This window comes from Ruegeria sp. CE6, from assembly GCF_056537485.1.
The window spans coordinates 860,397-883,720 of the sequence record NZ_JBQFRR010000002.1; the positions used below are offsets into that span (position 1 = coordinate 860,397).

Annotated in this window: 17 protein-coding genes; 11 read left to right on the forward strand and 6 right to left on the reverse strand. The window is 56.7% G+C overall.

Annotated features, from left to right (window positions below; translation table 11 throughout):
- Positions 1-75: 75 nt before the first annotated feature.
- A complete protein-coding gene (locus ACR0DK_RS12765; protein ID WP_170393328.1) occupies positions 76-1,299 on the forward strand; it encodes an MFS transporter in 1,224 nt (407 codons plus the stop codon).
- A 31-nt stretch (positions 1,300-1,330) separates the two neighbouring features.
- Here the strand turns inward: ACR0DK_RS12765 and ACR0DK_RS12770 are convergent, their stop codons facing one another.
- The 3 genes from ACR0DK_RS12770 to ACR0DK_RS12780 form a co-directional block, all read right to left on the reverse strand.
- Positions 1,331-3,004 carry a flotillin family protein gene (locus ACR0DK_RS12770; protein WP_170393329.1) on the reverse strand — a complete coding sequence of 558 codons (1,674 nt, stop codon included), beginning with the start codon at positions 3,002-3,004 and terminating at the stop codon, positions 1,331-1,333.
- Positions 3,005-3,039: 35 nt separating this feature from the next.
- Complete coding sequence (locus ACR0DK_RS12775; RefSeq protein WP_480736440.1) at positions 3,040-3,756, reverse strand: OB-fold-containig protein; 717 nt, start codon at positions 3,754-3,756, stop codon at positions 3,040-3,042.
- A gap of 176 nt (positions 3,757-3,932) precedes the next feature.
- Positions 3,933-4,889 (reverse strand): hypothetical protein, encoded by a 957-nt coding sequence (locus tag ACR0DK_RS12780; protein ID WP_480736441.1) that lies wholly within the window; start codon positions 4,887-4,889, stop codon positions 3,933-3,935.
- A 210-nt stretch (positions 4,890-5,099) separates the two neighbouring features.
- Here ACR0DK_RS12780 and metG point away from each other — a divergent pair, with 210 nt between their 5' ends.
- The 3 genes from metG (at position 5,100) to ACR0DK_RS12795 (ending at position 11,428) form a co-directional block, all read left to right on the forward strand.
- Complete coding sequence (gene metG, locus ACR0DK_RS12785; protein WP_170817665.1) at positions 5,100-6,818, forward strand: methionine--tRNA ligase; 1,719 nt, start codon at positions 5,100-5,102, stop codon at positions 6,816-6,818.
- A gap of 291 nt (positions 6,819-7,109) precedes the next feature.
- Positions 7,110-8,291 carry an efflux RND transporter periplasmic adaptor subunit gene (locus ACR0DK_RS12790; RefSeq protein WP_170393332.1) on the forward strand — a complete coding sequence of 394 codons (1,182 nt, stop codon included), beginning with the start codon at positions 7,110-7,112 and terminating at the stop codon, positions 8,289-8,291.
- The gene (locus ACR0DK_RS12795; RefSeq protein ID WP_480736444.1) at positions 8,291-11,428 is read left to right on the forward strand and encodes an efflux RND transporter permease subunit; all 3,138 of its coding nucleotides are present in this window, start codon (positions 8,291-8,293) and stop codon (positions 11,426-11,428) included. The genes ACR0DK_RS12790 and ACR0DK_RS12795 overlap by 1 nt, the downstream gene beginning before the upstream one ends.
- A gap of 78 nt (positions 11,429-11,506) precedes the next feature.
- Here ACR0DK_RS12795 and glpD read toward each other — a convergent pair whose 3' ends face one another.
- Positions 11,507-13,084, reverse strand: coding sequence for a glycerol-3-phosphate dehydrogenase (gene glpD / locus ACR0DK_RS12800; protein WP_480736446.1), 1,578 nt, complete (start codon positions 13,082-13,084; stop codon positions 11,507-11,509).
- A 189-nt stretch (positions 13,085-13,273) separates the two neighbouring features.
- On the opposite strand from glpD, the gene ACR0DK_RS12805 reads away from it, so the two are divergent.
- From ACR0DK_RS12805 to ACR0DK_RS12820, 4 genes are all read left to right on the forward strand, one after another.
- Positions 13,274-14,032 carry a DeoR/GlpR family DNA-binding transcription regulator gene (locus ACR0DK_RS12805; RefSeq protein ID WP_170510387.1) on the forward strand — a complete coding sequence of 253 codons (759 nt, stop codon included), beginning with the start codon at positions 13,274-13,276 and terminating at the stop codon, positions 14,030-14,032.
- 89 nt (positions 14,033-14,121) lie between these two features.
- A complete protein-coding gene (locus ACR0DK_RS12810) occupies positions 14,122-14,484 on the forward strand; it encodes a DUF3302 domain-containing protein (protein WP_170393336.1) in 363 nt (120 codons plus the stop codon).
- A gap of 21 nt (positions 14,485-14,505) precedes the next feature.
- The gene (locus ACR0DK_RS12815) at positions 14,506-15,651 is read left to right on the forward strand and encodes an HlyD family secretion protein (protein WP_223118167.1); all 1,146 of its coding nucleotides are present in this window, start codon (positions 14,506-14,508) and stop codon (positions 15,649-15,651) included.
- 11 nt (positions 15,652-15,662) lie between these two features.
- The gene (locus tag ACR0DK_RS12820) at positions 15,663-17,213 is read left to right on the forward strand and encodes an efflux transporter outer membrane subunit (RefSeq protein ID WP_480736448.1); all 1,551 of its coding nucleotides are present in this window, start codon (positions 15,663-15,665) and stop codon (positions 17,211-17,213) included.
- 3 nt (positions 17,214-17,216) lie between these two features.
- Here the strand turns inward: ACR0DK_RS12820 and mprF are convergent, their stop codons facing one another.
- Both mprF and ACR0DK_RS12830 read right to left on the reverse strand, forming a co-directional pair.
- On the reverse strand, positions 17,217-19,823 hold the full coding sequence (gene mprF / locus ACR0DK_RS12825; RefSeq protein WP_480736451.1) for a bifunctional lysylphosphatidylglycerol flippase/synthetase MprF: 2,607 nt from the start codon (positions 19,821-19,823) through the stop codon (positions 17,217-17,219).
- A 91-nt stretch (positions 19,824-19,914) separates the two neighbouring features.
- Positions 19,915-20,343 carry an Lrp/AsnC family transcriptional regulator gene (locus ACR0DK_RS12830; protein WP_170393340.1) on the reverse strand — a complete coding sequence of 143 codons (429 nt, stop codon included), beginning with the start codon at positions 20,341-20,343 and terminating at the stop codon, positions 19,915-19,917.
- An 86-nt stretch (positions 20,344-20,429) separates the two neighbouring features.
- Between ACR0DK_RS12830 and rocF the strand changes: the two genes are divergently transcribed.
- The 3 genes from rocF to ACR0DK_RS12845 are packed head-to-tail and all read left to right on the forward strand — an operon-like array spanning position 20,430 to position 23,320.
- Positions 20,430-21,350: an arginase gene (gene rocF, locus ACR0DK_RS12835; protein WP_170801112.1), complete on the forward strand. Its 921-nt coding sequence runs from the start codon at positions 20,430-20,432 to the stop codon at positions 21,348-21,350.
- Positions 21,350-22,270, forward strand: a complete 921-nt coding sequence (ctlX, locus tag ACR0DK_RS12840; protein WP_480736454.1) for a citrulline utilization hydrolase CtlX — start codon at positions 21,350-21,352, stop codon at positions 22,268-22,270. Before rocF ends, ctlX begins: the two co-directional genes overlap by 1 nt.
- 6 nt (positions 22,271-22,276) lie before the next feature.
- Positions 22,277-23,320 (forward strand): ornithine cyclodeaminase, encoded by a 1,044-nt coding sequence (locus tag ACR0DK_RS12845; RefSeq protein WP_170662270.1) that lies wholly within the window; start codon positions 22,277-22,279, stop codon positions 23,318-23,320.
- Positions 23,321-23,324: the final 4 nt, after the last annotated feature.

Here is a 23,324-nt window from a genome sequence, read left to right on the forward strand (position 1 = left end):
AAAAGGCAAAAAACGACGTCGGGGCGTCGATTAGGCGCGCGCATTTCGTGGCGACAAGGTCAAGTTGCACCTATCATGCGTACGATCATTTCATTTGCCGCCCTCTTTCTTTCGGTCATTCTGCTGCAGCTCTCAACGGGTGGTGTTGGTCCGTTGGATGCAATCTCGGGGCTGACGCTTGATTTTTCGACCGAACAGATCGGACTGCTGGGGTCATCGCACTTTATTGGGTTCTTTGTTGGTTGCTGGTGGGCTCCGCGGCTTATGGGCAGTGTCGGGCACTCGCGCGCATTTGCGGTCTGCACCGCTTTGGGCGCGATGGGGTTGCTGGGGCATACGCTGACTGAAAACCCTTATGTCTGGGCCGCTCTGCGTATCGCATCGGGAACCTGTGTGGCCGGGTGTTACACCGTGATCGAGGCTTGGCTTAACGCCAAGGTCACCAACGAAACCCGTGGGCGCGCGATGGGTACGTATCGTATCGCCGATATGGGGGCCTCGCTTTGTGCACAGCTTATCATTGCTGTTCTGCCACCCGCCTCTTACGTTTCATACAACCTGCTAGCGATCCTATGCTGTGCATCGATCTTGCCGCTGGCCCTAACTCGCGCCAGCCAACCCAAGACACCGGACACCCCGCGCCTGCGTCCCAAGCTGGCCTGGCACAGCTCACCACTGGCTGTGGCGGGCGTTATCGTGGCTGCGCTCAGTTCGGCATCATTGCGCATGGTCGGCCCGGTATACGGTCAGGAGGTCGGATTGGGCGTAGATCAGATTGCCTTCTTTCTGGCCTCTTTCGTTCTGGGCGGCGCACTGGCCCAGTACCCCTTGGGTTGGCTCGCAGACAAGTATGATCGACGCTGGGTGCTGATCTGGCTATCCGTGGCAGCGGTGCTAAGCTGCGGTGTCACGATGTTGGCTAGCGGAACTGGAACGGTCGGCGTTATGCTGGCCGCCGGGTTCTTTGGCCTGACCACGTTTCCGATTTTCTCGGTTTCCTCGGCGCATGCGAATGATTTTGCCACGACCGAACAACGCGTTGAATTGGCAGCAGCCTTGATGTTCTGGTACGCGCTGGGGGCGATTGCATCGCCCTACATCTCATCCACGTTGATCCAGCAATTCGGCCCCGGAGCCCTGTTTGCTTTTGTTGCATTGGGTCATGTGTTTCTTATTGTCTTTGGCCTCGCCCGTATGCGTTCGCGCCCGACGCCCGAGAAACGGACGAATTATGTCTATGCACCGCGCACATCCTTTACCATCGGCAGGCTGCTCAAGGGTTCTCGCGAAAAGCAATGAAAAAGGGCCGGGAAATCCCGGCCCTTCTGTTTTACTGCTGGACCGCTGGCCCGTGGTCCTCGACCGCGTCGACCATCTCATCTGGGTCCCCGGTGCTCTCAAGCGCACCGTTCACCACGCCCCCGACGCCGTTCTCCATGGACAAGCCAAGCTCTTCGCCCAGTTTCTTGAGCGCTGGCATCTGCACGGCCATTCCCATGATCGAATCCAACGCCTGATTGACAACCGGCTTTTCACCGCTTGAAACACCACCACCATTGGCAGCTCCGATCCCACCAACCTGATGGATTTTGATCGAGTCGATTTTTTCGGCCGGTTTGACCATTTCCGAGATGATCGAGGGCATGGTTTCAATGCGGGTCAAGTCGACCTTCATCCGGATCTGCTCAGGTGACAGGGCATTGTCGGCCTCTACGATCGCACGCTTACCTTCCGCCTCGGCCAGCATGTCGTTCTTCTTGGCCTCGGCGCGAATGTTCAGCGCGTCTGCTTCGGCCTGCGCTTCCTCGCGGCGGGCTTCGGCGCGGTCTGCGGCGGCCTCTTTCTCGGCCTGCGCTGACAAACGGATCGCGGTGGCCTGGCGTTCGGCCTCACGGGTGGCTTCAATCAGAACAATCTGCTTCTGACGCTCGGCCTCGGCCACTTCGCGCGCCGTAGCCACGGCTTCGGTTGCTTTGGTCGCCTCGGCTCGAGCCAGATCGGCGGATGCGCGCGCACGGCTTTCCTCTTCGGATTTCTGCGCGATGATGATCTGGCGTTCCTGTTCCGCGACTTCGATCTCACGCTCTTTGGCGATCTCGGCATCGCGGATTTTGCGCTCGCGCTCAATCTCGGCGGAACGAATGGCCTCTTCACGGGCAATCCGGGCGCGTTCGGTTTCGCGTACCGAGTCTTCAGTTCGCGCAGCGATCTCCGCCTCTTGCGCCACACGAAGAGTTTCCACCTTCTGCGCCTGCTCGATGCGCGCCTGCTGTTCGTCCTGTTCGATCAGCAACTTCTGACGCTCCGCTTCCATCGCCGCACGACGCACCTCAACCTCGGCCTCGGCGTCGATCTGCGCGCGTTCTTTTTTGGATATGGCGATCACCTCGGCCAGCTTACGCATACCCACGGCGTTAAAGGCGTTATTCTCGTCCAGAGCCTCGAACGGGGTCTGGTCCAGCGCGGTCAGCGAGACGGATTCTAGCGAAAGACCGTTCTTAAGCAGGTCCTCGGACACCGCATTCTGCACCTCTTGCACAAAGTCGGCGCGGTTTTCATGCAGACCGTCCATGGTCATCTGAGCGGCCACAGCGCGCAGACCGTCGATCAGCTTGCCTTCGATCATCTCACGCAGTTGCTCGACGTCAAAGGTGCGATCACCCAGCGTTTGCGCGGCGCGCGCGATGCCCTCTTCAGTCGCCATCACCGAGACGTAGAATTCGACACCCACGTCGACACGCATCCGGTCTTTGGTGATAAGCGCGGCCTCACCGCTGCGCTGCACCTCAAGGCGCAGAGTCTTCATGTTGACCGGGCTGACTTCGTGCAGCAACGGTACGATGATGACGCCGCCATCCATAATGACCTTTTTGCCACCCGCGCCGGTTTTTACGAGGCTGATCTCGCGCGTGGCGCGTCGATAAAGGCGGCCAAGTACAAGGCCTATGAACAAGAGTACGGCTAAAATAGTCACAACTGTAACGGCCAGGAATGATAGTTCCATGCAATATCCTCCGGATTGGGGTTAAGATTTTTTGGTTAAACTGACATGCGAACCAGAACGAACCGGTCGCGCCGTCGATCACGCAGAACAAGGACTTCTGTTCCCTGCTCCAGCGCATCTTTGTCCTGCAACGGCTCTGCGCGAAGGTAGTGCGTGTTGCCAAAGCGATCCATGACGCGGACTTCGGCTGGACGGCCTCGCGATGCGATACCCTGAGTGATCACGCCACGGCGGCGGGCCAGCATCCGTTCCGACATCGCTTCGGTTTCGGTTTTGGGCAGGAGGCGAGCGAAGACACCACCAAAGCCACGTGCGAACCATAGGCCGAATACTCCGGCCGGAACCGCGGCCAACCATGAAGGTAAGTCAAAGCCCAGCAGATCACGCAGCGCCAGTTGCAGGCCTATGCCACTCAGGCCGAAACCAGCCAGCAGCACAACGAGCCAGATCATGAATGGCATCTTGCCAATGCCCAACCAGCCAAACGGGTCGACGGGCGTAGCCGCAGGCACATCGGTTTCAATTTCGGCCAGTTCCAAGTCACCCAGATCGATGTCGGCGTCGATATCCAGATCAAAGTCGACGACGTCCAGATCGGGCGCGTCGACCATGTCCAGATCAACCTCGCCCTCGCCTGCCAGAAGACTTCCCCCGAAAACCAATGCGATCAGTTCAAGGCCCAGGAGACCGAACAGAAGCGCAAGCGCCAAGGTAAAGGGCACAAATGCGCCCTCTAGTAAAAAGTCAAACATCAGCAGATTGCCCTCGTTATTGTATACTTTTGTATACATTTTAAATGGGAAGTCATTGCTACAATTTCAAGAGGTTGTGATTCTGTGTTTCAACCTGAGGTTATTTACATCCAAATGTCAGGTACAATCTGCAACCATGACAATAAGCTCAATTTCTTTCGCCCGTGCGAAACGTATTACCTGTTCACACCTGCTGGAGTAATTCTCAAATCGGTGGGCTTTGGCGGTGGTGCCGGGATCATTTCATCCAGGATCGAACCCGCCTCATATCCCAGCAGGTCAACCCGCATCCGTTCAGGGTCTCCGAACACCCATGCACCAACATGCCTCTGCATTCGAACGTATCCGGCGTATCCGGCCAACGCGTCGTTCCCGTGTGCGTTCTCAGCGAACAGAACCTGCCCGGCAGCAACCTTTTCCGGCATCACGCGCTGTAGGTACAGTAGCACGACATTGACGTCTTTGACGCTTGAGCCGCCGTGATGCACGACATACATCTTGGTCCACTCCTCTTCGCTCATGGCTGCGCGTGCGTCGGACACGGCGGAATGAAGTGCGTTCAACTCCGCACGTGCAGATTTCTCCATATTCTCTGCCCAGATGGGCCGCATGTCGTTGATCACCTGCGAAACCGCTTCACGTGTGATCTGATCCTTGTCGAGTGCACCTTGAGCAAATGCCCGGGCTGTTTCGAGCATTTTGCGCTGGCTCGCCAAGTCGTCCTTGGCTATGTCCAGTTCGTCCAATGCCGCAAGAAATACATCTATCTCATTGATGATAATTGCAAACTCCGCCTTCCAGCGCTCATCATCGGTATTTTCATCAGGCCATGGAGTCACCGCCCCGATCAATCCCAACACAACATGCGACGTGGACTTCAGATGTTGATAGGTTGGCGCATCCCTTGGATAGCTCGCCTCTCCGTCTTCGGTCATGACCGTGACATCACGTGCGATAATCATGACGGGCCGGGTTTCAGCCGTCAGCGTATCCTGGCCACGGTGAAAGATCGAGAGCATAGCGTGGTCAAAAGCATGCACCGGATCATCTGTGGCGCTCTGGTCGGCGATGGCGCTGGCGGTAAATACAATAGCTGCAACGGCGGCACAGCAGCCCATCCATAAACTCTGCATAATGAAATCCCCCCTAAGCTGGGTTCTCCTGATCATAATACACCATTGGGACGCACGGGGCGAAATCGCTGGCGAACGCGACACAAACTCCCGAGAATGCACGAAGTCGCGTAGTAATACCCGTTAAATTCAAGCGGGTATGAATGCGGGCTTTTGCTTACTGGCCACATAAGGTAGACGGGCGCGCAGACAGATACGTGGAAGCGCATTATGGCCCGAATTCTCATCACCTCGGCGATCCCTTACATCAACGGGATCAAACATCTCGGCAACCTGATCGGCTCGCAATTGCCTGCCGATCTGTACGCTCGCTATCAGCGCGGCCGGGGCAACGAGGTCATGTTCCTGTGTGCAACCGACGAGCACGGCACCCCGGCCGAGCTGGCCGCCGCCAAAGCGGGCAAACCTGTGGCTGAATATTGCGCTGACATGTACGCAGTACAGGCCGATATCGCCAAGCGCTTTGGCCTGAGCTTTGATCACTTTGGCCGCTCGTCCAGCGATCAGAACCGTAAACTGACCCAGCATTTCGCTGGCAAACTGGATGAGGCCGGGCTGATCCGGGAAGTCAGCGAAAAGCAGGTTTATTCCAACGCCGATGGCCGTTTTCTGCCCGACCGCTATATCGAAGGCACCTGCCCCAATTGCGGCTATGATCGCGCACGCGGCGACCAGTGCGAGAATTGCACCAAACAACTGGACCCGACCGACCTGATTGAGCCTCGCAGCGCGATCAGCGGCTCGACCGATCTTGAGGTGCGTGAGACCAAGCATCTGTATTTGCGTCAATCCGCAATGAAAGATCAGCTGGACGCGTGGATCGACAGCAAGACAGACTGGCCGATCCTGACAACCTCGATCGCCAAGAAGTGGTTGCACGATGGCGACGGCCTGCAGGATCGCGGCATTACCCGCGATCTGGATTGGGGTGTACCAGTCAAGAAAGGTGATCAAGATTGGCCCGGCATGGAAGGCAAAGTCTTCTATGTCTGGTTCGATGCCCCCATTGAATACATCGCCTGCGCCAAGGAATGGGCCGACGCCAATGGTAAGTCTGATGCCGATTGGGAACGTTGGTGGCGCACCGACAAAGGCGCGGATGATGTGCGTTACGTTCAGTTCATGGGCAAGGACAATGTGCCCTTCCACACCCTGTCTTTCCCGGCCACCATTCTGGGATCGGGCGAGCCCTGGAAGATGGTCGACCACCTGAAATCATTCAACTACCTGAACTATGACGGTGGCCAATTCTCGACCTCACAGGGCCGTGGAGTGTTCATGGATCAGGCGCTGGACATTCTGCCCGCCGACTACTGGCGCTGGTGGCTGTTGAGCCATGCGCCAGAAAGCAGCGACAGCGAGTTCACATGGGAGAACTTCCAGCAGTCGGTGAACAAAGATCTTGCGGATGTTCTGGGTAACTTTGTCAGCCGGATCACTAAGTTCTGCCGCTCGAAATTCGGTGAAGCAGTGCCCGAAGGTGGTGCGTATGGCGAACGTGAACAGACCCTGATTGCTGAGCTTACTAGACGAGTACGTGCCTACGAAGGCCACATGGAAGCGATGGAAGTGCGCAAATCCGCGCAAGAGCTGCGAGCGATCTGGGTCGCAGGCAACGAGTATCTGCAGGCTGCCGCACCATGGTCTACCTTTAAGGAAGATCCTGCGCAGGCTGCGGCGCAGGTGCGGCTGGGGCTGAACCTGATCCGCCTCTATGCAGTTCTGAGCGCGCCGTTCATTCCCGATGCGTCTGCAAAAATGCTTAGTGCGATGAACACACTCGATACCAGCTGGCCCGAAGATATCGATGCCGCGCTGCGCGCCCTGCCCGCTGGCCATGAATTTTCGGTTCCCGACGTGCTGTTTGCCAAAATCACGGACGAACAGCGCGAAGACTGGCAGAATCGGTTTGCGGGAACGCGTGAATAACAACAAAATTCGATTTATGAATGCCGCAGCGGAGCCCTGAAACGTCTCCGCTGCTGGTTTTTGGCATAGAAAATTCGCCCGCCCCTATTGTCATCGGGCAGGTAAACGCCTGCGGATGCAGGCTAAGTCTGCAGACTGGAAAGAAATTTCGGGTCGATTCTTGCCAACGCATTACCTCAACACGCTTGAGAAACCGCGTCAAACCCGCCATCCTGCCTATAAAATCAATCGACTCATCCGGGGGTTTCTGTTGCCCGGTTGTGCAATCTTTACTTTGAACGAGGCGCCAACATGTCCCTTGCATTTAAGAAGCCAGCACTCCGCCCACGCGGCTATTTCAGGGCACTCGGCGTTTCTGCCGCTTTGTTTGCATGTTCCAGCCTGCCTCAGATAGCGGTCGCGCAGGATCAGGGCGATGCCCCTGCGCCCAAGGTGTCGATCGCCGCAGCTTATACCGAAGAGATCACCGATCAGGCCACCTTCATTGGACGGGCCGAGGCAATCGACAAGGTCGATATCATCGCGCGCGTCAGTGGATTCCTGGACAGCCAGAACGTCGACGATGGCTCTCCGGTGAATGAGGATGACCTGCTGTTCACGATCGAACCGGATCTTTACGAAGCCACGCTTGAGGCACGTAAAGCCGATCTGGATCGGGCGCAGGCAAACCTTGAACTGGCCAAAGTCGATCTCGCCCGCAAGGAAGAGCTGTACAAGCGCGACGCTACACCGGAATCAGAACGTGACATTGCCCGAGCCAATGAACTGGTCGCCGAGGCCGAGGTCAAAGCCGCCAATGCAGCGATCCAACAGGCCGAGCTTGATCTGAGCTACACACAGATCCACGCCCCGTTTTCGGGCCGCATCGGCCGCGTGGAAACCAGTGTCGGTGATGTTGTGGGCCCCAACAATCCGCCGCTTGTCACCCTGGTCAGCGAAGCCCCCATCTATGTGAATTTTTCGTTGAATGAAAAGCAGTTCACGTCGGTTCTTGAACAATTTGGTGAAGACCCGGCCACGCTAGCTGAAAGCAGCCAAAGCCCGAATGTTCATGTGACTCTGCCGAACGGTACTGAGCTGGATGAAACCGGCGAAATCATTTTTGTCGACAACCGCATTGATCCACTGACCGGCGCCATTACGATCACGGCTCAATTCGACAATGCCAAGCGTCTGCTCGTTGATGGTGCCTTCGTGAACGTTCAGATCGAAGCGCTTGAGCCGACGCTGCAGGTATTGATCCCTCAAGCAGCGCTGCAGCGTGATCAGCGCGGCGAATTCGTTCTGGTCGTCAATGACAAGCAGATGGTTGAACAACGCTATATCACAACCGGAGATACCGTGGATTCGGCGATTATCGTCACAGATGGCCTGCGCGAAGGCGAAAGCGTCATCGTCGAAGGCCTGCAACGCGTGCGCCCCGGCGTCGCCGTTGATGCAGTCGTTGCGTCCGAGCAGCCGGAGAATAACTGATGTTCTCAGCCCTGTTTATCAGCCGGCCCAAGCTGGCGCTTGTCATTTCGCTGGTCCTGACCATTTTGGGCGGGATCGGTTATCTGGTTCTGCCGGTTGCGCAGTTTCCCGATATCACGCCGCCGGTGGTCAGCGTAACGGCCACCTATACAGGTGCAAATGCCGAAACCGTGGAAAACACCGTGGCCGCCCCGATCGAGGCGCAGGTCAACGGTGTGGACGACATGATCTACATGACGTCGACCTCATCGGATAACGGTTCGTATTCGTTGAACGTTACGTTCGAGGTGGGCACCGACCCCGATATCGCCTCGGTCAACGTACAGAACCGTGTGGCACAGGCGATGGCATCGCTGCCGTCCGAAGTGACTTCATCCGGTGTTGTCACGCAAAAAGCGTCAACCAACATGTTGTTGCTGGTCACGCTGACCTCGCCCAATGGCACATATGACAGTGTGTTCCTGTCGAACTATGCCTCAATCAACTTGAAAGACGCTCTGGCGCGGGTTCAGGGCGTGGGTAAAGCGGATGTTCTGACCAATCTGGAATACGCCATGCGGATCTGGATGGATCCGGACAAGATGGCCGCGCTGTCAATCACTCCGGGTGATGTGATCAATGCCATCCGCGAACAGAATATCGAAGTCTCTGCGGGCTCAATCGGGTCGCCTCCTGTGCCTGAAGGACAAACCTTTCAGTACACGATCAAGACCAAAGGCCGCCTGACCTCGGCCGATGAATTCGGAGATATTGTAATCCGTACAGGCGAAGCCGGTGCGATTGTGCGCGTCAAAGACATTGCGCGCGTCGAGTTAGGGGCGCAGTTCTATTCCGCCTCGGGCTATTTCGAAAGCGTTCCTGCGACCGTTATCGGCATCTATCAGGCCCCCGGCGCAAACGCCCTTGCGGTGTCCGAACGTGTTGAGGCCGAACTTGAGCGCCTGTCACGGTCCTTTCCCACAGATGTCGAATACGATGTTCCATTCAATACGACGGATTTCGTGGAACAGTCGCTCAATGACGTGGTCTCGACCCTCATCCTGACATTCATATTGGTGATCACAGTTGTGTTCATCTTCCTTGGCAGTTGGCGGGCGACGATCATTCCGGCGGTGGCAATTCCGGTCTCATTGATCGGGACATTTGCCTTCCTGCTGGCCTTTGGCATGTCGCTGAACACAATCTCTCTGTTCGCGCTTGTGCTGGCCATCGGGATCGTTGTGGATGACGCGATCGTTGTGGTGGAAAACGTTGAGCGTATCATCGCCGACGAAGGCCTTTCCCCTGCCGAGGCGACCCGCAAGGCCATGGGTCAGATCACCGGCCCCGTGATCGCAACCACGTTGGTACTGCTGGCCGTGTTCGTGCCGGTGACGTTCATGCCCGGCATATCCGGGCGATTGTATTCGCAGTTTGCCGTCACGATCTCGACCGCTGTTGTGATCTCGTCGATCAACGCTCTGACGCTTTCACCGGCCCTTTGCGGGCTGGTGCTGCGGGCGCGTTCAGGACCGCCCAAGGGGCTGCTGGCCGTGTTCGAGGGATTTATCGGCGGCATGCGCAGCGGCTATGTCGCCATTGTGCGGAAGCTACTGATCCTGCCAGTCATTTCGCTTGGGATCATTGCGGCCTTCGCGGCGGGCACCGGGACCATTATGGGCAACACGTCCAAAGGGTTTATTCCGCTGGAAGACAATGGATATCTGTTCGTTGATATCCAGCTTCCCGACGCAGCGACTCTTGAGCGGACCGAAGCGGTTTCCGCCCGGATCGATGAACAGATTCAGCAGATCCCGGGTGTGGCCAGTACCGTTCTGGTCAATGGGTTCTCGCTGTTGAACGGGACCACTACCAATGGCGCAGCCATCTTTGTCAACCTGACCAACTGGGAAGAGCGGCAGGAACCCGAGCTCAGTGCGGATGCGATCCTGAACCAGGTTCTGGCGATTGCATATGGTGAGTCTGCCGCATCGATTGTTGCGTTCAACCCGCCACCCATTCAGGGCCTTGGTATGTCTGCAGGGGTTGAAATGGAAGTGCAGCAGACCGGTGGCGGCTCGCCGCAGGATCTGGCCTCGGCCGTTGGGTCGTATGTCTATGCCGCAAACCAGCGTCCTGAGATCGCGCAGGCCTACACCACTTTCCGCGCGAACGTGCCGCAATTGTTTGTCGATCTGGATCGGGAAAAGGCCAAAACCCTGCAAGTCTCGGTGGCCGAGATTTTCCAGACCATGCAGGCGCAGCTTGGCTCGTATTACGTGAATGACTTCAACCTGTTTGGTCGTGTCTATCGCGTAATGATCCAGGCCGAAGGGTCATACCGGAATAAGGTCGATGATATCTCAGAGCTTTATGTACGTTCCACCAAAGGTGAGATGGTACCGCTTGGCACGCTGATCGATATCGAGAACGTGCTGGGTCCTGTCCTGCTGAAGCGGCATAACCTGTTCCGCTCGGCCACTGTGACAGCGGTTCCGGCACCGGGGCTCTCCACCGGGGACGCCATCAATGTCATGACCGAGGAGTCGGCGACCGCCCTGCCCCCCGGCTATGCCTATGAATGGACCGGAACGGCGCAGCAGCAGCTGGCCTCGGGCGGCCTGGTCGTGGTGATCCTTGGGTTGGCGATCCTGTTTGGGTACCTGTTCCTTGTCGGCCAATATGAAAGTTGGACGATGCCCGTTTCGATCCTAATGTCGGTGACCGTGGCCTTGTTCGGTGCCGTCGCAGCGGTGGCAATCGTTGGCAGCGACATCAACCTCTACACGCAGATCGGGATGATCATGCTTGTCGGGCTTGCGTCAAAGAACGGGATTCTGATCGTCGAATTCGCGATGGAGCAAAGGGCCAAGGGGCTGTCAATCAAGGAGGCCGCGGCCGAAGCCGCATATCAGCGTTTCCGCGCTGTGATGATGACCGCCCTGTCCTTCCTTTTGGGCGTGGTTCCCCTGCTGGCCGCGAACGGGGCCGGAGCTGCCAGCCAGAAGGCCATCGGCGTTGCCGTGTTCGGCGGTATGCTGGCAGCCACTCTGTTCGGGGTCATTCTGGTTCCCGTCCTGTACGCTGTGATGCAGAGCCTGCGCGAGTGGGTCAAAGGCAGCAAGAACGACCCGGAACCGTCAGAAGAAGCCGCGTAAGACCCGCATTGAAATCGAAATACGCCCCGCACATCTGCGGGGCGTTTCTTTTTTTGCACGGATCAACCGATCCGCGCGCTAGTCAGTTAACCGTTTGGCCATCCAGTCGTCTATCCGGCCGATCTGCTCGAGGCTGAGCCTTAGACCCAGCTTATTGCGCCGCCACACGACATCCTGAGCGGTGCGCGCGTATTCCTTGTCCATCAGCCAAACCAGTTCGGCCTCGGTCAACGTCGCGCCGAAATCGTCACCCAGATCGCTCTGATCTTTTGCCGGACCCAGAAGGTCCCAGGTCTCGGTGCCATAGGCCCGGATCAATCGACGGGCCCAAAAATCGGTCAGGAACGGGTACTCCGCCATCAGTTTCCCGATCAAATCCTGCACGCCGTCGACCGGAAAATCCCCGCCGGGCAATGGGACGCCTGCGGTCCATGGTCCGCCAAGATCCGGGAAATGCTCTCCAATCTTCTCCAGCGCGCTTTCCGCGAGGCGTCTGTAGGTGGTGATTTTACCACCAAAGACATTCAACACCGGAGCCCCGCTCTCGGCGTCAACTTTCAGCGTGTAATCGCGGGTAGCCGCCGTGGCACTGCTTGCGCCGTCATCATATAGCGGACGGACGCCTGAATAGGTCCAGACAATATCTTCACGGGTAACGGGCTTCGCGAAGTAATTCGATGCGAAAGCGCACAGATACTCCTGCTCGGCCTCGGTACAAACCGGAGGCTCGGAGGGGTCAGAATGATCCTGATCCGTGGTTCCGATCAAGGTAAAATCCTGCTCGTACGGGATCGCAAAGATGATGCGCCCGTCTTCGCCCTGAAAGAAATAGCACTTGTCATGGTCAAACAGCTTGGGTGTCACGATATGGCTGCCACGCACCAGACGGACGCCTTCTCGGGAATTGACCCGGATCTTGGTCTGGATGATGTCACCTACCCAAGGTCCGCCCGCATTGATCAACATCTTCGCAAGGACGGTTTCGGTCTTGCCGCTATCCCGATCCCGGATCGTGACTTGCCACACTTGATCGATCCGCTCAGCCGAAAGAACCTCGGTCCTGACCATGATCTTGGCCCCGCGTGCCTCGGCATCGCGGGCGTTCAGGACCACCAGCCGCGAATCCTCGACCCAGCAGTCCGAGTATTCATAGGCGGTTTCAAATTTGTCTTGCAGCGGAGCCCCCTCGGGTGCCGCGCGCAGGTTCAGCGAACGTGTGCCCGGCAGGATTTTACGACCGCCCAGATTGTCGTACAGAAACAGGCCAAGCCGGATCAGCCAGGCCGGACGCCGCCCGCGCATCCAAGGCATCACAGTACTAAGCAACCGTGAGGTCGGTGTTTCAGAGTCAAAACGCATATCAGCGTGATAAGGCAGAACGAAACGCATGGGCCAGCTGATATGGGGCATCGCGCGCAGTAAGGTCTCGCGTTCGACCAGCGCTTCACGCACCAAACGAAATTCAAAAAATTCCAGGTACCGTAGCCCGCCATGAAACAGTTTGGTCGAGGCTGACGACGTCGCCGAGGCCAGATCGTTCATTTCAGCCAAGGTGACCGATAGGCCCCGACCTGCCGCATCACGTGCGATACCGCACCCATTTATACCCCCGCCGATCACAAAAAGATCGGTAACTTGGCTGCTGTCCGATGACATATCCAATTGATTCCCCAACGTGGCAGTTTCAAGCGCATTAGCAGCATGATGGTTCGTATCGTCAACTTTATTTTTCGATAATGTTCGTTTTAGCTGAAACAACGAATATTAATAAATGCAACTAACGAATTCCCTTGCTTAACCGCAAAATTAGAACAAAAACGAAAACTCCGGAACTCAGGACCGCCCATGTCACTATCATTTCGCCAATCGGACATTCTTTTAGTCGCCGAGCAAGAGGGCCGCGTTACTGTCGAAGGGCTGGCCGAGCGTTTTCACGTGACGGTCCAGACCATTCGCCGTGACCTGACTGAACTGTCAGAAGCTGGTAAGTTGGATCGGGTTCACGGGGGTGCCGTTCTGCGTTCTGGCGTGTCTAATATTGGATACGAAGACCGGCGCGCCCTGAACCATGAAGCCAAGACACGCATCGCTGAACGCTGCGCGGCCGACATCCCCGAGGGCAGCTCGATCTTTATGAACATAGGCACCTCGACTGAGGCCGTTGCCCGCCAATTGCTGAAACACAAAAACCTAATGGTCGTGACCAACAATATGAACGTTGCCAATATACTGGCCGATAACCCCGATTGCCAGATCGTCGTTGCAGGCGGTGTGCTGCGCAGATCAGATAGTGGGTTGGTCGGGAATCTTGCGGTCTCGACCATCCGCCAGTTCAAATTCGATCACGCGATTATCGGCTGTTCCGCATTGGATGCGGATGGGGATCTAATGGATTTCGATCTCCAAGAAGTACTGGTCAGTCAAACTATCATTGAACAAGCCCGGCAGATCAGCCTAGTTGCGGATGCTTCAAAGTTTCAGCGCACCGCGCCCGCACGCATCGCCTCATTATCCGATGTTGATATGGTTTATACTGATCTACCGCTGCCCGGCGACCTCCATCAGAAGTGCATAGACTGGAACACCAAAATTATTGAATGCTGATGCATCCTTCCGATCAGCCAGAAAGTGATTGATTAGCTGGACAACAGCGCCCGAGGATGGAACAGTTTCCAACAACAGGAGGCGCGAGCATGGGACTTTTGGGGCAGCCGCTGGGCTACTATGACTATCTGACATTTGTTGCACTTATCTTGCTGCTGGCAGCGGTGATGGCGTTGTTTCTATTCATAATGGGTCTGCCCGGACGTATCGCGATCAAACGCAATCACCCCCATGCCGAAGCGGTCAAGATCATGGGATGGATGGGATTTTTGGCGATTGTCCCTTGGGTGCATGCCTTTATCTGGGCGTTTCACGACGGCGTCACCGTCGACATGCGCCGCGGCCCTGATGAAGAACGCAAGGCCATAAGGGATGAAATCAAGCGTCTGGGAGGCACCGTCAAACCGGAATACCAGGACCCACTTGATACCGACGAAACAAAGCAAGCCTAAGGCCAAAGGAATTCAGCACTCATGTTCGTCGCCCTAGGCATCACGCTTTTCTACATTATTTTTGTCTGGTTCATCTTCTTCAAGGTGCAATGGCTGAAATTCAACATCATGTGGGGGATCGTCTCATTCTGGGTCGGCGCTCATCTGCTGCTGATCTTTTTGGTCGCGCTGCGCTTCTTTCAGCCCTTTTCTGTCGACAGCCACGTCGTGCGCTCCACCATCCAGATCGTCCCGCGTCTGACTCAGCCCACAATCCTGTCCGAGGTTTTGGTCGAGCCCAACACCTGGGTCACTAAGGGCGATCCGCTGTATAAGTTCGACGACACGGTGTTTTCGCTGGCCGTGGACAAGGCGAATGCACAGCTGGTGGCGGCGCAGCAAAACGCAAAGATCCTTGAACAGGACGTTATCGCGGCGGGAGAAGCAGTCGAACGCGCGAACGCGCAGCTGGCCTATGCGCTGACCGAACAAGCGCGATACGAGAACCTCGTTCCCGCCGGGGGCGCCCGCCAGGATGAACTAGACCGCTGGAACGAACAGGTCGCGGAAGATCAGGCGAAGATTAAGGAAGCTCAGGCCAATCTTGAAAAGGCCAACCTTGCGCTGGATTCACAGATCGACGGGGTGAATACTGGCATTCTTGAGGCTGAGGCACAGTTGGCCGAAGCCGAGTATTTTCTGGACAACACAACCATCTATGCCCCCGAAAATGGCATGATCGTTTCGCAACAAGCGCGCCCGGGTATGGTTGTGGGGGAAATTCGTCTGGGTGCCATTGCCAGCTTTGTAACCGAAGACAGCCCCTATATTCTGGCCACGTTCCGCCAGCAGAACCTGAAGTTCGTCGAAGTCGGCCAACCGGTTGAAGTCGCTCTGGACCTCTATCCTGGTGAGATTCTGACCGGAAAAGTCGAAGCCATCTGGTGGGCGACACGTCAGGGTCAATACCTGCCCTCAGGCCGCCTGCCCGGTTTTGAATTGCCGAAACTGCCCGGTCGGATCGCTGTTCAAATATCGGTCGAAGTGCCCGAGGGGCACACTTTTCCTGCCGGTGGTCATGCCGCCGTGGCAATTTACACCGGCATGGGCAAGAGCTTTGAGTTTCTGAGGCGCATCAATATCCGCCTCTATTCCTTCGCCAACTTCATCCGGCCACTGGATATCTGAGGATGCGTACGATGACACTCCGCCGGTTGTTGGGCACCGCCCTTTGCGCCGCCACCCTCACCGCCTGTACGCCGGTGGGGCCTGATTTCGTGCGTCCGAACTCTCCGGTCGTGAAGCAATGGATAGAGGTCAACAGCCCCAGCACGGGCCAGAGCGGCCTGACCTCACGCAGCGCTCCCGTTGTGCGCTGGTGGGAAACGTTCAATGATCCGACACTGAACAAACTGATCGCCGAAGCCTATGCGCAGAACCTGACCTTACAGGTCGCAGGCGCACGCGTGCTACAGGCCCGCGCGCAACTTGGGATCGCATTTGGAGAGCTTTACCCGCAATCGCAGGCCGTGGGCGGTTCGCTCCAACGCCGACAGATCAGCGACAATCTTGGGCCGATTTCGGACATCCGGCGGATTATTCCCTTGGACACCGAATTCTCGACTTCGCAAGTTGGGTTTGATGCGCAATGGGAACTGGACGTATGGGGCCAGCAACGTCGCGGCGTACAGGCCGCGCGATCGAACCTGGCACTGCAGGTTGCTAATTATGACGACGCACTGGTCACGCTGACCGGGGACGTAGCGGCGCTTTATATCAACATCCGTTCGTTGCAAGAGGCTCTGCGCATCGCGCGGGAAAACATCACGATTCAGCAGGCATCGGCAGACCTCACTCAGCTGCGCTTTAACAACGGCGTTACAACCGAGTTGGATGTGCAGGAATCGACTGCCCTGCTCAACAACACCAAGGCACTCGTGCCCGAGTTGGAAAGCGATATCCAACAAGCCAAGAACGCACTGGCGGTTCTGTTAGGAAAAACGCCGTCTCAGATGGCGGGCTTGATCGGAAACTCGGGTCGCATTCCAACAGGGCGCAGCAACGTGGCCGTTGGTGTGCCCGCCGAATTGCTGCGGCGACGGCCTGACGTCCGCGCCGCCGAATTGGCGGCAGCCACCCAATCGGCGCAGGTGGGGATCGCGCTGGCTGATCTCTATCCACAATTCATCCTGTCCGGATCGATCGGATTGCAGGCCTCGGGTGGGCGCGATCTGTTCAGCACCAACAGCGCCACAGGATTGGCTAGCGCAGGCGTAGTCTGGAACGTCCTGAATTACGGCCGCATCAAGAACAATGTCCGCGCGCAGGATGCCGCCTATCAAGCGTTGATCGCCAACTATCAGAATACCGTTCTGACCGCGTATTCCGAGGTCGAAAGCGCGATGGTTGCTTACGCGCAGGCGCGCAAACAGGTCACCTATTATCAGCGCAGCGTCGAAGCTTCGCGCAAGGCGGCTGAAATCGCGGTCGATCAGTACCGAGACGGCATCGCCAGCTATTCGCGTATCCTGAACACGCAGACCGCGCTATTACGATCGCAGGCGAACCTGATCGAGGCCCGGCAGGAGGTCTCTTCGAATCTGGTCGCGATCTACAAAGGTCTGGGTGGTGGTTGGCAGATTCGGCAGAATCAGGAATTCCTACCCGAGACGGTGCTGGCCGAGATGGCCTATCGCACCGATTGGGGTGATCTGTTGGAGAAAACGCCAACACGCGCCAGCTTGAACTAAGGCCTATTTCGTCAACCCGCGCAGGCCACCCGAGATCAGGATGTTAACTTCGTAGAGGATACGTGGCGCGGCCAACCCGCCGGGGCTGGCTAGATAGTTGGGGCTCCATTCCGGATCGAATTTCTGCTTGAAGGCGCGCAGGCCTTCGAAGTGGTAGAATTGTTCGCCATGTTCATAAACGAACCCACCGATCCGATTCCAAAGCGAGGCCAACTGCCGGTTTTCGATCCCTGAAAATGGCGCTGCGCCCAGTGAGAACCAGTGGAATCCCTGCTCGGACCCCCAGACCATCATCTCAGCAAACAGCGCATCCATGACAAAGTTTGGGCTGTCCGGTTCATAACGCATCAAATCCAGAGACAGTTCGGATTTGTTTCCGCCTTGAAACAGGTTCGCAAAGGCCATGATCTTGCCCGTCTCATCCCGCAGAACCGCATGGTCGAAATAAGAAAGGTAGGCATCATCAAAGCCGCCCAAGGCAAAACCCTTTTCCTCACCTGCCTTTTGCGCCAACCAATCGTCCGAGATCTGACGAAGTTCGGGCAACACCGGTGCAAGCTGTTCTTTGGGGATAATTTCGAACTTGTACCCCTCACGCTCAGCCCTGTTCTTCGCCTGCCGGAACCGTTTGCGCGATTTTCCGTCCAGCGAGAAATTCTGCAGCGGTACGCGGGCCACTTCTCCGATCTTCAGGATCGACAGGCCCAGGTCCAGGAATGTCGGCAGATATTTGGTCGATACACTGTAAAACGCACAAAGCTTGCCTTCGCGATCGGCCATTTCTCGCAATTGCCAGATCAGTTGCTGCCCCGCTTGCTCATCACCCACAGGCTCTCCTTTGGTGATCAGCGCATTGCCAGTATCGGCATAGGCAAGGAATGCGGTTTCGTCAGGCGAGATCAGGAATTGCTTATCACCCGTCAGTGAAATCTGAGATTCGGTGTCTTCGCTCTCCATCACGAGACGTTCGACAACTTCGGGGATTTCAGTCCTAACCGGCGCGGGGATTTCACGGCCGAACAGCGAGTTCACCGCCACGATGCCAACGATCACGGCCACCACGAGGCTGGACCGCAGGAATCGCGAGGCATCTCCACTCCAGGCAAAGTCCCACCACAGCGCGTTTTGATATTCGACATGGGAATAAGCGAACAATCCAATCCAGAAAATCACCGCCAGCAACGCGACGACGCTGACCAGCCAAGGGATATTTAGCCGAAAGATAGATGCACCGCTTACCCGGTAAAACGCACCCCGAAACATCGCCAAAAGGCCAATCGTGAACAGCAATGAAAGGGCTTCATGCGTATCAAGCCCTTTGGCGAGCGAGGCGAAGAAACCCGCCACCATCAAAAGCATGGCAACAACCCATGCCCGATAGAGCTTGCGGAATAGGCCACGTGAGACAAGTAGCAGTAGGACACCCACGGCGCTGCCTGCAAGATGAGATGCCTCGACAAATGACAAAGGCAAAACCTCTCGCAGTACGCCAAGGTTCTGCGTACTGGAAGGCAAAGCCCCTGAAACCAACAGGATAACTCCTGCCACAGCCGCGACGCCGGCAGCCACCATCGGGACAATGGGGCGAATTGCGCGATAGACCCAAGTGACCGCGCCCCCGATGCGATGGCGCTGTGTCAGCACCGACGCGACCGCGATCGACAGGCTGGCGATGGCAAACGGAAGGAACGTATAGACCAGTCGGTAGAGCAGAAGCGCAGCGATCACATCAGACCGGCCCGACGCCCCTAGACCAGCGATCAGAGTGGCTTCGAACACACCGATTCCACCCGGTGCATGGCTAAGGATACCCACCGCTATAGCGCCTATATAGACCGCGAAGAAATACGGGTAGCCAACCCCCAGATCGTCCGGCATGAGCACATACAGCGCCATTGAAGCGCCGAACAGATCGCCTACCGCCGCGACTGTCAGCAAACTTGCCAGCTTGCCGCCCGGCAGGTTGAACCCAAACCCACCATAGGCCAATCGCCGCCCTCCGCTTGAAAGCCAGACAAACAAGACCGCAAGCCCCGCCAACATGCTCAGACCGATCACAGTCTCCGTCGTTTCACTGATCGGCAGGACCTTGGAAATGCCATCCGGGTGTATTGTAAGCAACAGGCCCAAAAGCAGGATCAGTCCCATCCAGAACGCCACCCAAGAGGTCGCGATCACCCCGGCCACGCGGCCAAGATCAAGCCCCAGCGACGCATAGATACGGTATCGGATCGCGGTGCCGGTGATATAGGAGAATCCCAGGCAGTTCGATACCGCATAGCCGCTTGCACCGGCCATCCCCGCAACGGGCAGAGGCACTTTTCCATCGGCGACGCTCTGCACGGCAAGCACATCGTAGAACGAAAGCGACAGAAAACTGAAAGCCGTCCAGCACATCGCAAAAAACATGAATTTCCATGGTTTCGCTGCGATATCGCTTTGGATATCTGACCATTTAACATGCGCAGAGAGGTCATGCAGAACCGCAAGCGCGATTCCTGTAATCAGCAACGGAACCGCAATCTTGACCAGCGGCTTTTCCAACAGCCCTGTCACATACTCGGCCAGACGTACGGCGCGTGTCTCTTCCGTTGTCGGCTGTGTCGTCATTCCGTTCGCCCCTGCCCCGCGATCCTCAGATCAGTGTCAATTCAAAGCTTTGCACGAATTTTCCATCCGGCAAAGGGCCTAGGCCAACGCGTCACGAGCGTCCCTTGCGTGTCGAAAGCAACAGATTGGTCTCAGATCGTGTAACGCCCTCCATCCGACGGATCTGGAACAGGACTTCATCAAGCTCATCCAGTGTATCAGTTCCGATCTCTGCGATCAGATCCCAACTTCCATTGGTTGAGTGCACCGCCCGAACCTGACGCATCGCAGCGATCCGCGATCTGATCCGCTCGGTCCCGCGGCCTGCGATCTCAAGCATCATCAATCCACGAACAGGGCTTTCCGATACGCCCTGCCGTGTCACAACGGTAAAGCCGACGATTTCGCCAGACTGCTGAAGCCGCTTTAGTCGGCTGCGCACGGTTGTTCGGGTCACCCCGAGCAGTTCAGCCAGTTCCGACAACGACGCCCGAGCGTCCCTGTGCAGTGCGTTCAATAAGCGATTGTCCAGTTCGTCCATGCGTGATTACCAAATCGGAATTAGCTAATTCACTTTGACCAATTTGATCTCTTTTCTCAACTCATATCGTATCGATAGATAGACTTATGAGCAAAATGAACATCATTCTCGCCGGAGCGCCGATGGATGCCGGCAAACACCGCCAAGGCTGTCGGATGGGTCCAGATGCCTATCGGGTCGCGGGTCTCGCCCAAGCGCTGTCAGATCTCGGGCATTCTGTGTCGGACATCGGTGACACGCGACCAGATGCCGTCGACATGTCGGAAGACACCCATCTGTTCTCTTTACCGGAATGCGTTGGCTGGACACAGGCACTAAGCCGCACGGCTCAGGAAGCCGCGCTTGAAGGCCTTCCCATTTTCATGGGCGGTGATCACGCCCTGTCGATGGGCACAGTGGCAGGAATGGCGGCACATGCGGACCGTATCGGGCGCCCTCTGTTCGTGCTCTGGTTAGATGCACATAGTGATTTCCATACGCCCAGCAGTACGGCCAGCGGCAATTTGCATGGAACGCCGGTCGCTTATTTCACTGGCCAGTCAGGCTTTGACGCCTTTCCACCGCTGATATCGCCGATCCCAACGGATCGCGTCGGTATGATTGGTTTGCGCTCGGTCGATCCCGCCGAACGCGCGGCATTGGAAAAAGATCACGCGATGCTCGCCGATATGCGCAGCATCGACGAGCACGGGATCAAGACACCCCTACTGGCCTTCCTTGACAAAGTGCGCGAAGCAAACGGCATCCTGCATGTCTCGCTGGATGTAGATTTCCTTGACCCGTCGATCGCACCAGCCGTCGGCACCACTGTCCCCGGCGGTGCCACCGAACGTGAGGCCCATCTGGTCATGGAATTGCTGCATGAAAGCGGTCTCGTTTGTTCGCTGGATCTAGTTGAACTGAACCCATTCCTGGATGAGCGCGGCCGAACCGCAAAACTGATGGTCGATCTTGCAGCCTCGCTGATGGGTCGTCGCATCTTCGATCGCCCAACCCGGAGCTTCTGATGATTTCTCTTCAATCTCCTTCAGCTGTCGTGATGGTGCGCCCGCACGCATTTGCGTCGAATCCTGAAACCCGCGACGACAATGCATTTCAAACACTGGCAAATCGATCTGCTGCAGCGACGTCTGCTGCCGCGCGGGATGAGCATGACAAAGCAGTAGAACAGCTTCGCGCTGCTGGTGTGACCGTTCATGTGTTTGACGACGAAGGCGAACGTGACACACCCGACAGCGTGTTCCCAAACAACTGGTTTTCGACCCATCCAGGCGGTCATGTCGCTGTTTATCCGATGTTCGTTCCATCGCGCAGACGCGAAAGACGCTCAGATGTAATTGAGTTACTGAAGCGGGAATATCGAGTGCAAGACGTCATCGACTATTCCGGCCTCGAACAGGACGACCTCGCGCTTGAGGGCACGGGCGCGATGGTTCTGGATCACGTGGGCCGTATTGCCTACACTGTTCGATCCAACCGCGCCGATCCGGTGTTGTTGGAGCGTTTCTGTACGCATTTCAACTATGAGCCGATTGCCTTTGATGCAAAGGATGCCGAAGGACGCGATGTCTATCACACCAATGTTCTGATGGGGATCGGGACGCACTACGCGCTGATTTGTTTGAACATGATTTCCGACCCGGAACGCCGCGCAACAGTTCGGGCACGGCTGGAAGAATCTGGCCGTACTGTCATCGATCTGTCCCATGAGCAGATTGCAGATTTTGCAGGAAACGCAATTGAGCTTAGTGGCAATGATGGTCTTGTCTTGGCGTTGTCCAGCCGAGCGCTACAGGCTCTTACACCTGTTCAAGTCGCGATCATCGAAGCCAGTGCAACTCCGCTGCCGCTCTCGGTTCCCACAATAGAAACAGCCGGTGGATCCGTACGTTGTATGATCGCTGGTATCCATCTTTCCCGCCGATAGGAGTCTTTGATGCAACCTTCTGATAAGGCCCTCGTGCCATTTGTATCCGTCGACAACATGATGCGTCTGGTCCACCACATCGGGGTCGAACAGATGATCACGCAGATTGCCGCGCAGATCGAATCCGATTTTAAACGCTGGGAGAGCTTTGACAAAACGCCCCGCATCCCTGCCCACTCACCACATGGGGTGATCGAACTGATGCCAACCTCGGATGGTGAGGCATACGGGTTCAAATACGTCAACGGGCATCCCAAGAACACGTCTGAGGGCCTGCAGACCGTGACCGCGTTTGGCCTGCTGGCTGATGTCTATACCGGTTACCCGACATTGTTGACCGAAATGACGATGTTGACTGCTTTGCGGACAGCGGCAACCTCTGCGCTGGTCGGCAAATACCTCGCGCCCAAATCCGCGACGACGATGGCGATGATTGGAAACGGCGCGCAATCCGAGTTCCAGTGCCTCGCCTTCAAAGCCATGTGCGGCATCGATACGGTCCGGCTCTACGACACAGACCCGAACGCGACGGCGAAATGTGCAGCCAATCTGCAGGGCAAAGGGCTGACGGTCGTGCCCTGCAAAACGCCGGAGGACGCAATCGAAGGCGCTCAGATCATAACGACCTGCACCGCTGACAAGAAATACGCCACCATCCTGACCGACAACATGGTCGGCCCTGGCGTGCATATCAACGCCATTGGCGGCGATTGCCCCGGCAAAACCGAACTGCACCGCGATATCCTTCTGCGCTCGAATATCTTTGTAGAATACCCCGAGCAAACGCGGATCGAAGGTGAAATTCAAGCTCTGGAGAATGATCACCCTGTCACCGAGATGTGGGAAGTTATGACCGGACAAGCCAAAGGCCGCACCGATGATCGACAGATCACGTTGTTCGACAGTGTCGGCTTCGCGATCGAGGACTTCTCGGCACTACGTTACATCAAAAGCGCGATTGAAGGCACTGATTTCTATGAGCCATTGGACATGCTCGCAGACCCAGACGACCCGCGGGATCTGTTCGGGATGTTGATGCGGGCAGGATAAAGAA

Excerpts from the sequence above, each read along its gene's own strand:
- ACR0DK_RS12820 (WP_480736448.1), top strand. The coding sequence starts at position 15,663 with ATGACACTCCGCCGGTTGTTGGGCACCGCCCTTTGCGCCGCCACCCTC.
- ACR0DK_RS12805 (WP_170510387.1), top strand. The coding sequence starts at position 13,274 with ATGTCACTATCATTTCGCCAATCGGACATTCTTTTAGTCGCCGAGCAA.
- ACR0DK_RS12765 (WP_170393328.1), top strand. The coding sequence starts at position 76 with ATGCGTACGATCATTTCATTTGCCGCCCTCTTTCTTTCGGTCATTCTG.
- ACR0DK_RS12790 (WP_170393332.1), top strand. The coding sequence starts at position 7,110 with ATGTCCCTTGCATTTAAGAAGCCAGCACTCCGCCCACGCGGCTATTTC.
- ACR0DK_RS12770 (WP_170393329.1), bottom strand. The coding sequence starts at position 3,004 with ATGGAACTATCATTCCTGGCCGTTACAGTTGTGACTATTTTAGCCGTA.
- ACR0DK_RS12795 (WP_480736444.1), top strand. The coding sequence starts at position 8,291 with ATGTTCTCAGCCCTGTTTATCAGCCGGCCCAAGCTGGCGCTTGTCATT.
- ACR0DK_RS12830 (WP_170393340.1), bottom strand. The coding sequence starts at position 20,343 with ATGGACGAACTGGACAATCGCTTATTGAACGCACTGCACAGGGACGCT.
- rocF (WP_170801112.1), top strand. The coding sequence starts at position 20,430 with ATGAGCAAAATGAACATCATTCTCGCCGGAGCGCCGATGGATGCCGGC.
- ACR0DK_RS12780 (WP_480736441.1), bottom strand. The coding sequence starts at position 4,889 with ATGCAGAGTTTATGGATGGGCTGCTGTGCCGCCGTTGCAGCTATTGTA.
- ACR0DK_RS12815 (WP_223118167.1), top strand. The coding sequence starts at position 14,506 with ATGTTCGTCGCCCTAGGCATCACGCTTTTCTACATTATTTTTGTCTGG.
- mprF (WP_480736451.1), bottom strand. The coding sequence starts at position 19,823 with ATGACGACACAGCCGACAACGGAAGAGACACGCGCCGTACGTCTGGCC.
- ACR0DK_RS12810 (WP_170393336.1), top strand. The coding sequence starts at position 14,122 with ATGGGACTTTTGGGGCAGCCGCTGGGCTACTATGACTATCTGACATTT.
- glpD (WP_480736446.1), bottom strand. The coding sequence starts at position 13,084 with ATGTCATCGGACAGCAGCCAAGTTACCGATCTTTTTGTGATCGGCGGG.
- metG (WP_170817665.1), top strand. The coding sequence starts at position 5,100 with ATGGCCCGAATTCTCATCACCTCGGCGATCCCTTACATCAACGGGATC.
- ctlX (WP_480736454.1), top strand. The coding sequence starts at position 21,350 with ATGATTTCTCTTCAATCTCCTTCAGCTGTCGTGATGGTGCGCCCGCAC.
- ACR0DK_RS12775 (WP_480736440.1), bottom strand. The coding sequence starts at position 3,756 with ATGTTTGACTTTTTACTAGAGGGCGCATTTGTGCCCTTTACCTTGGCG.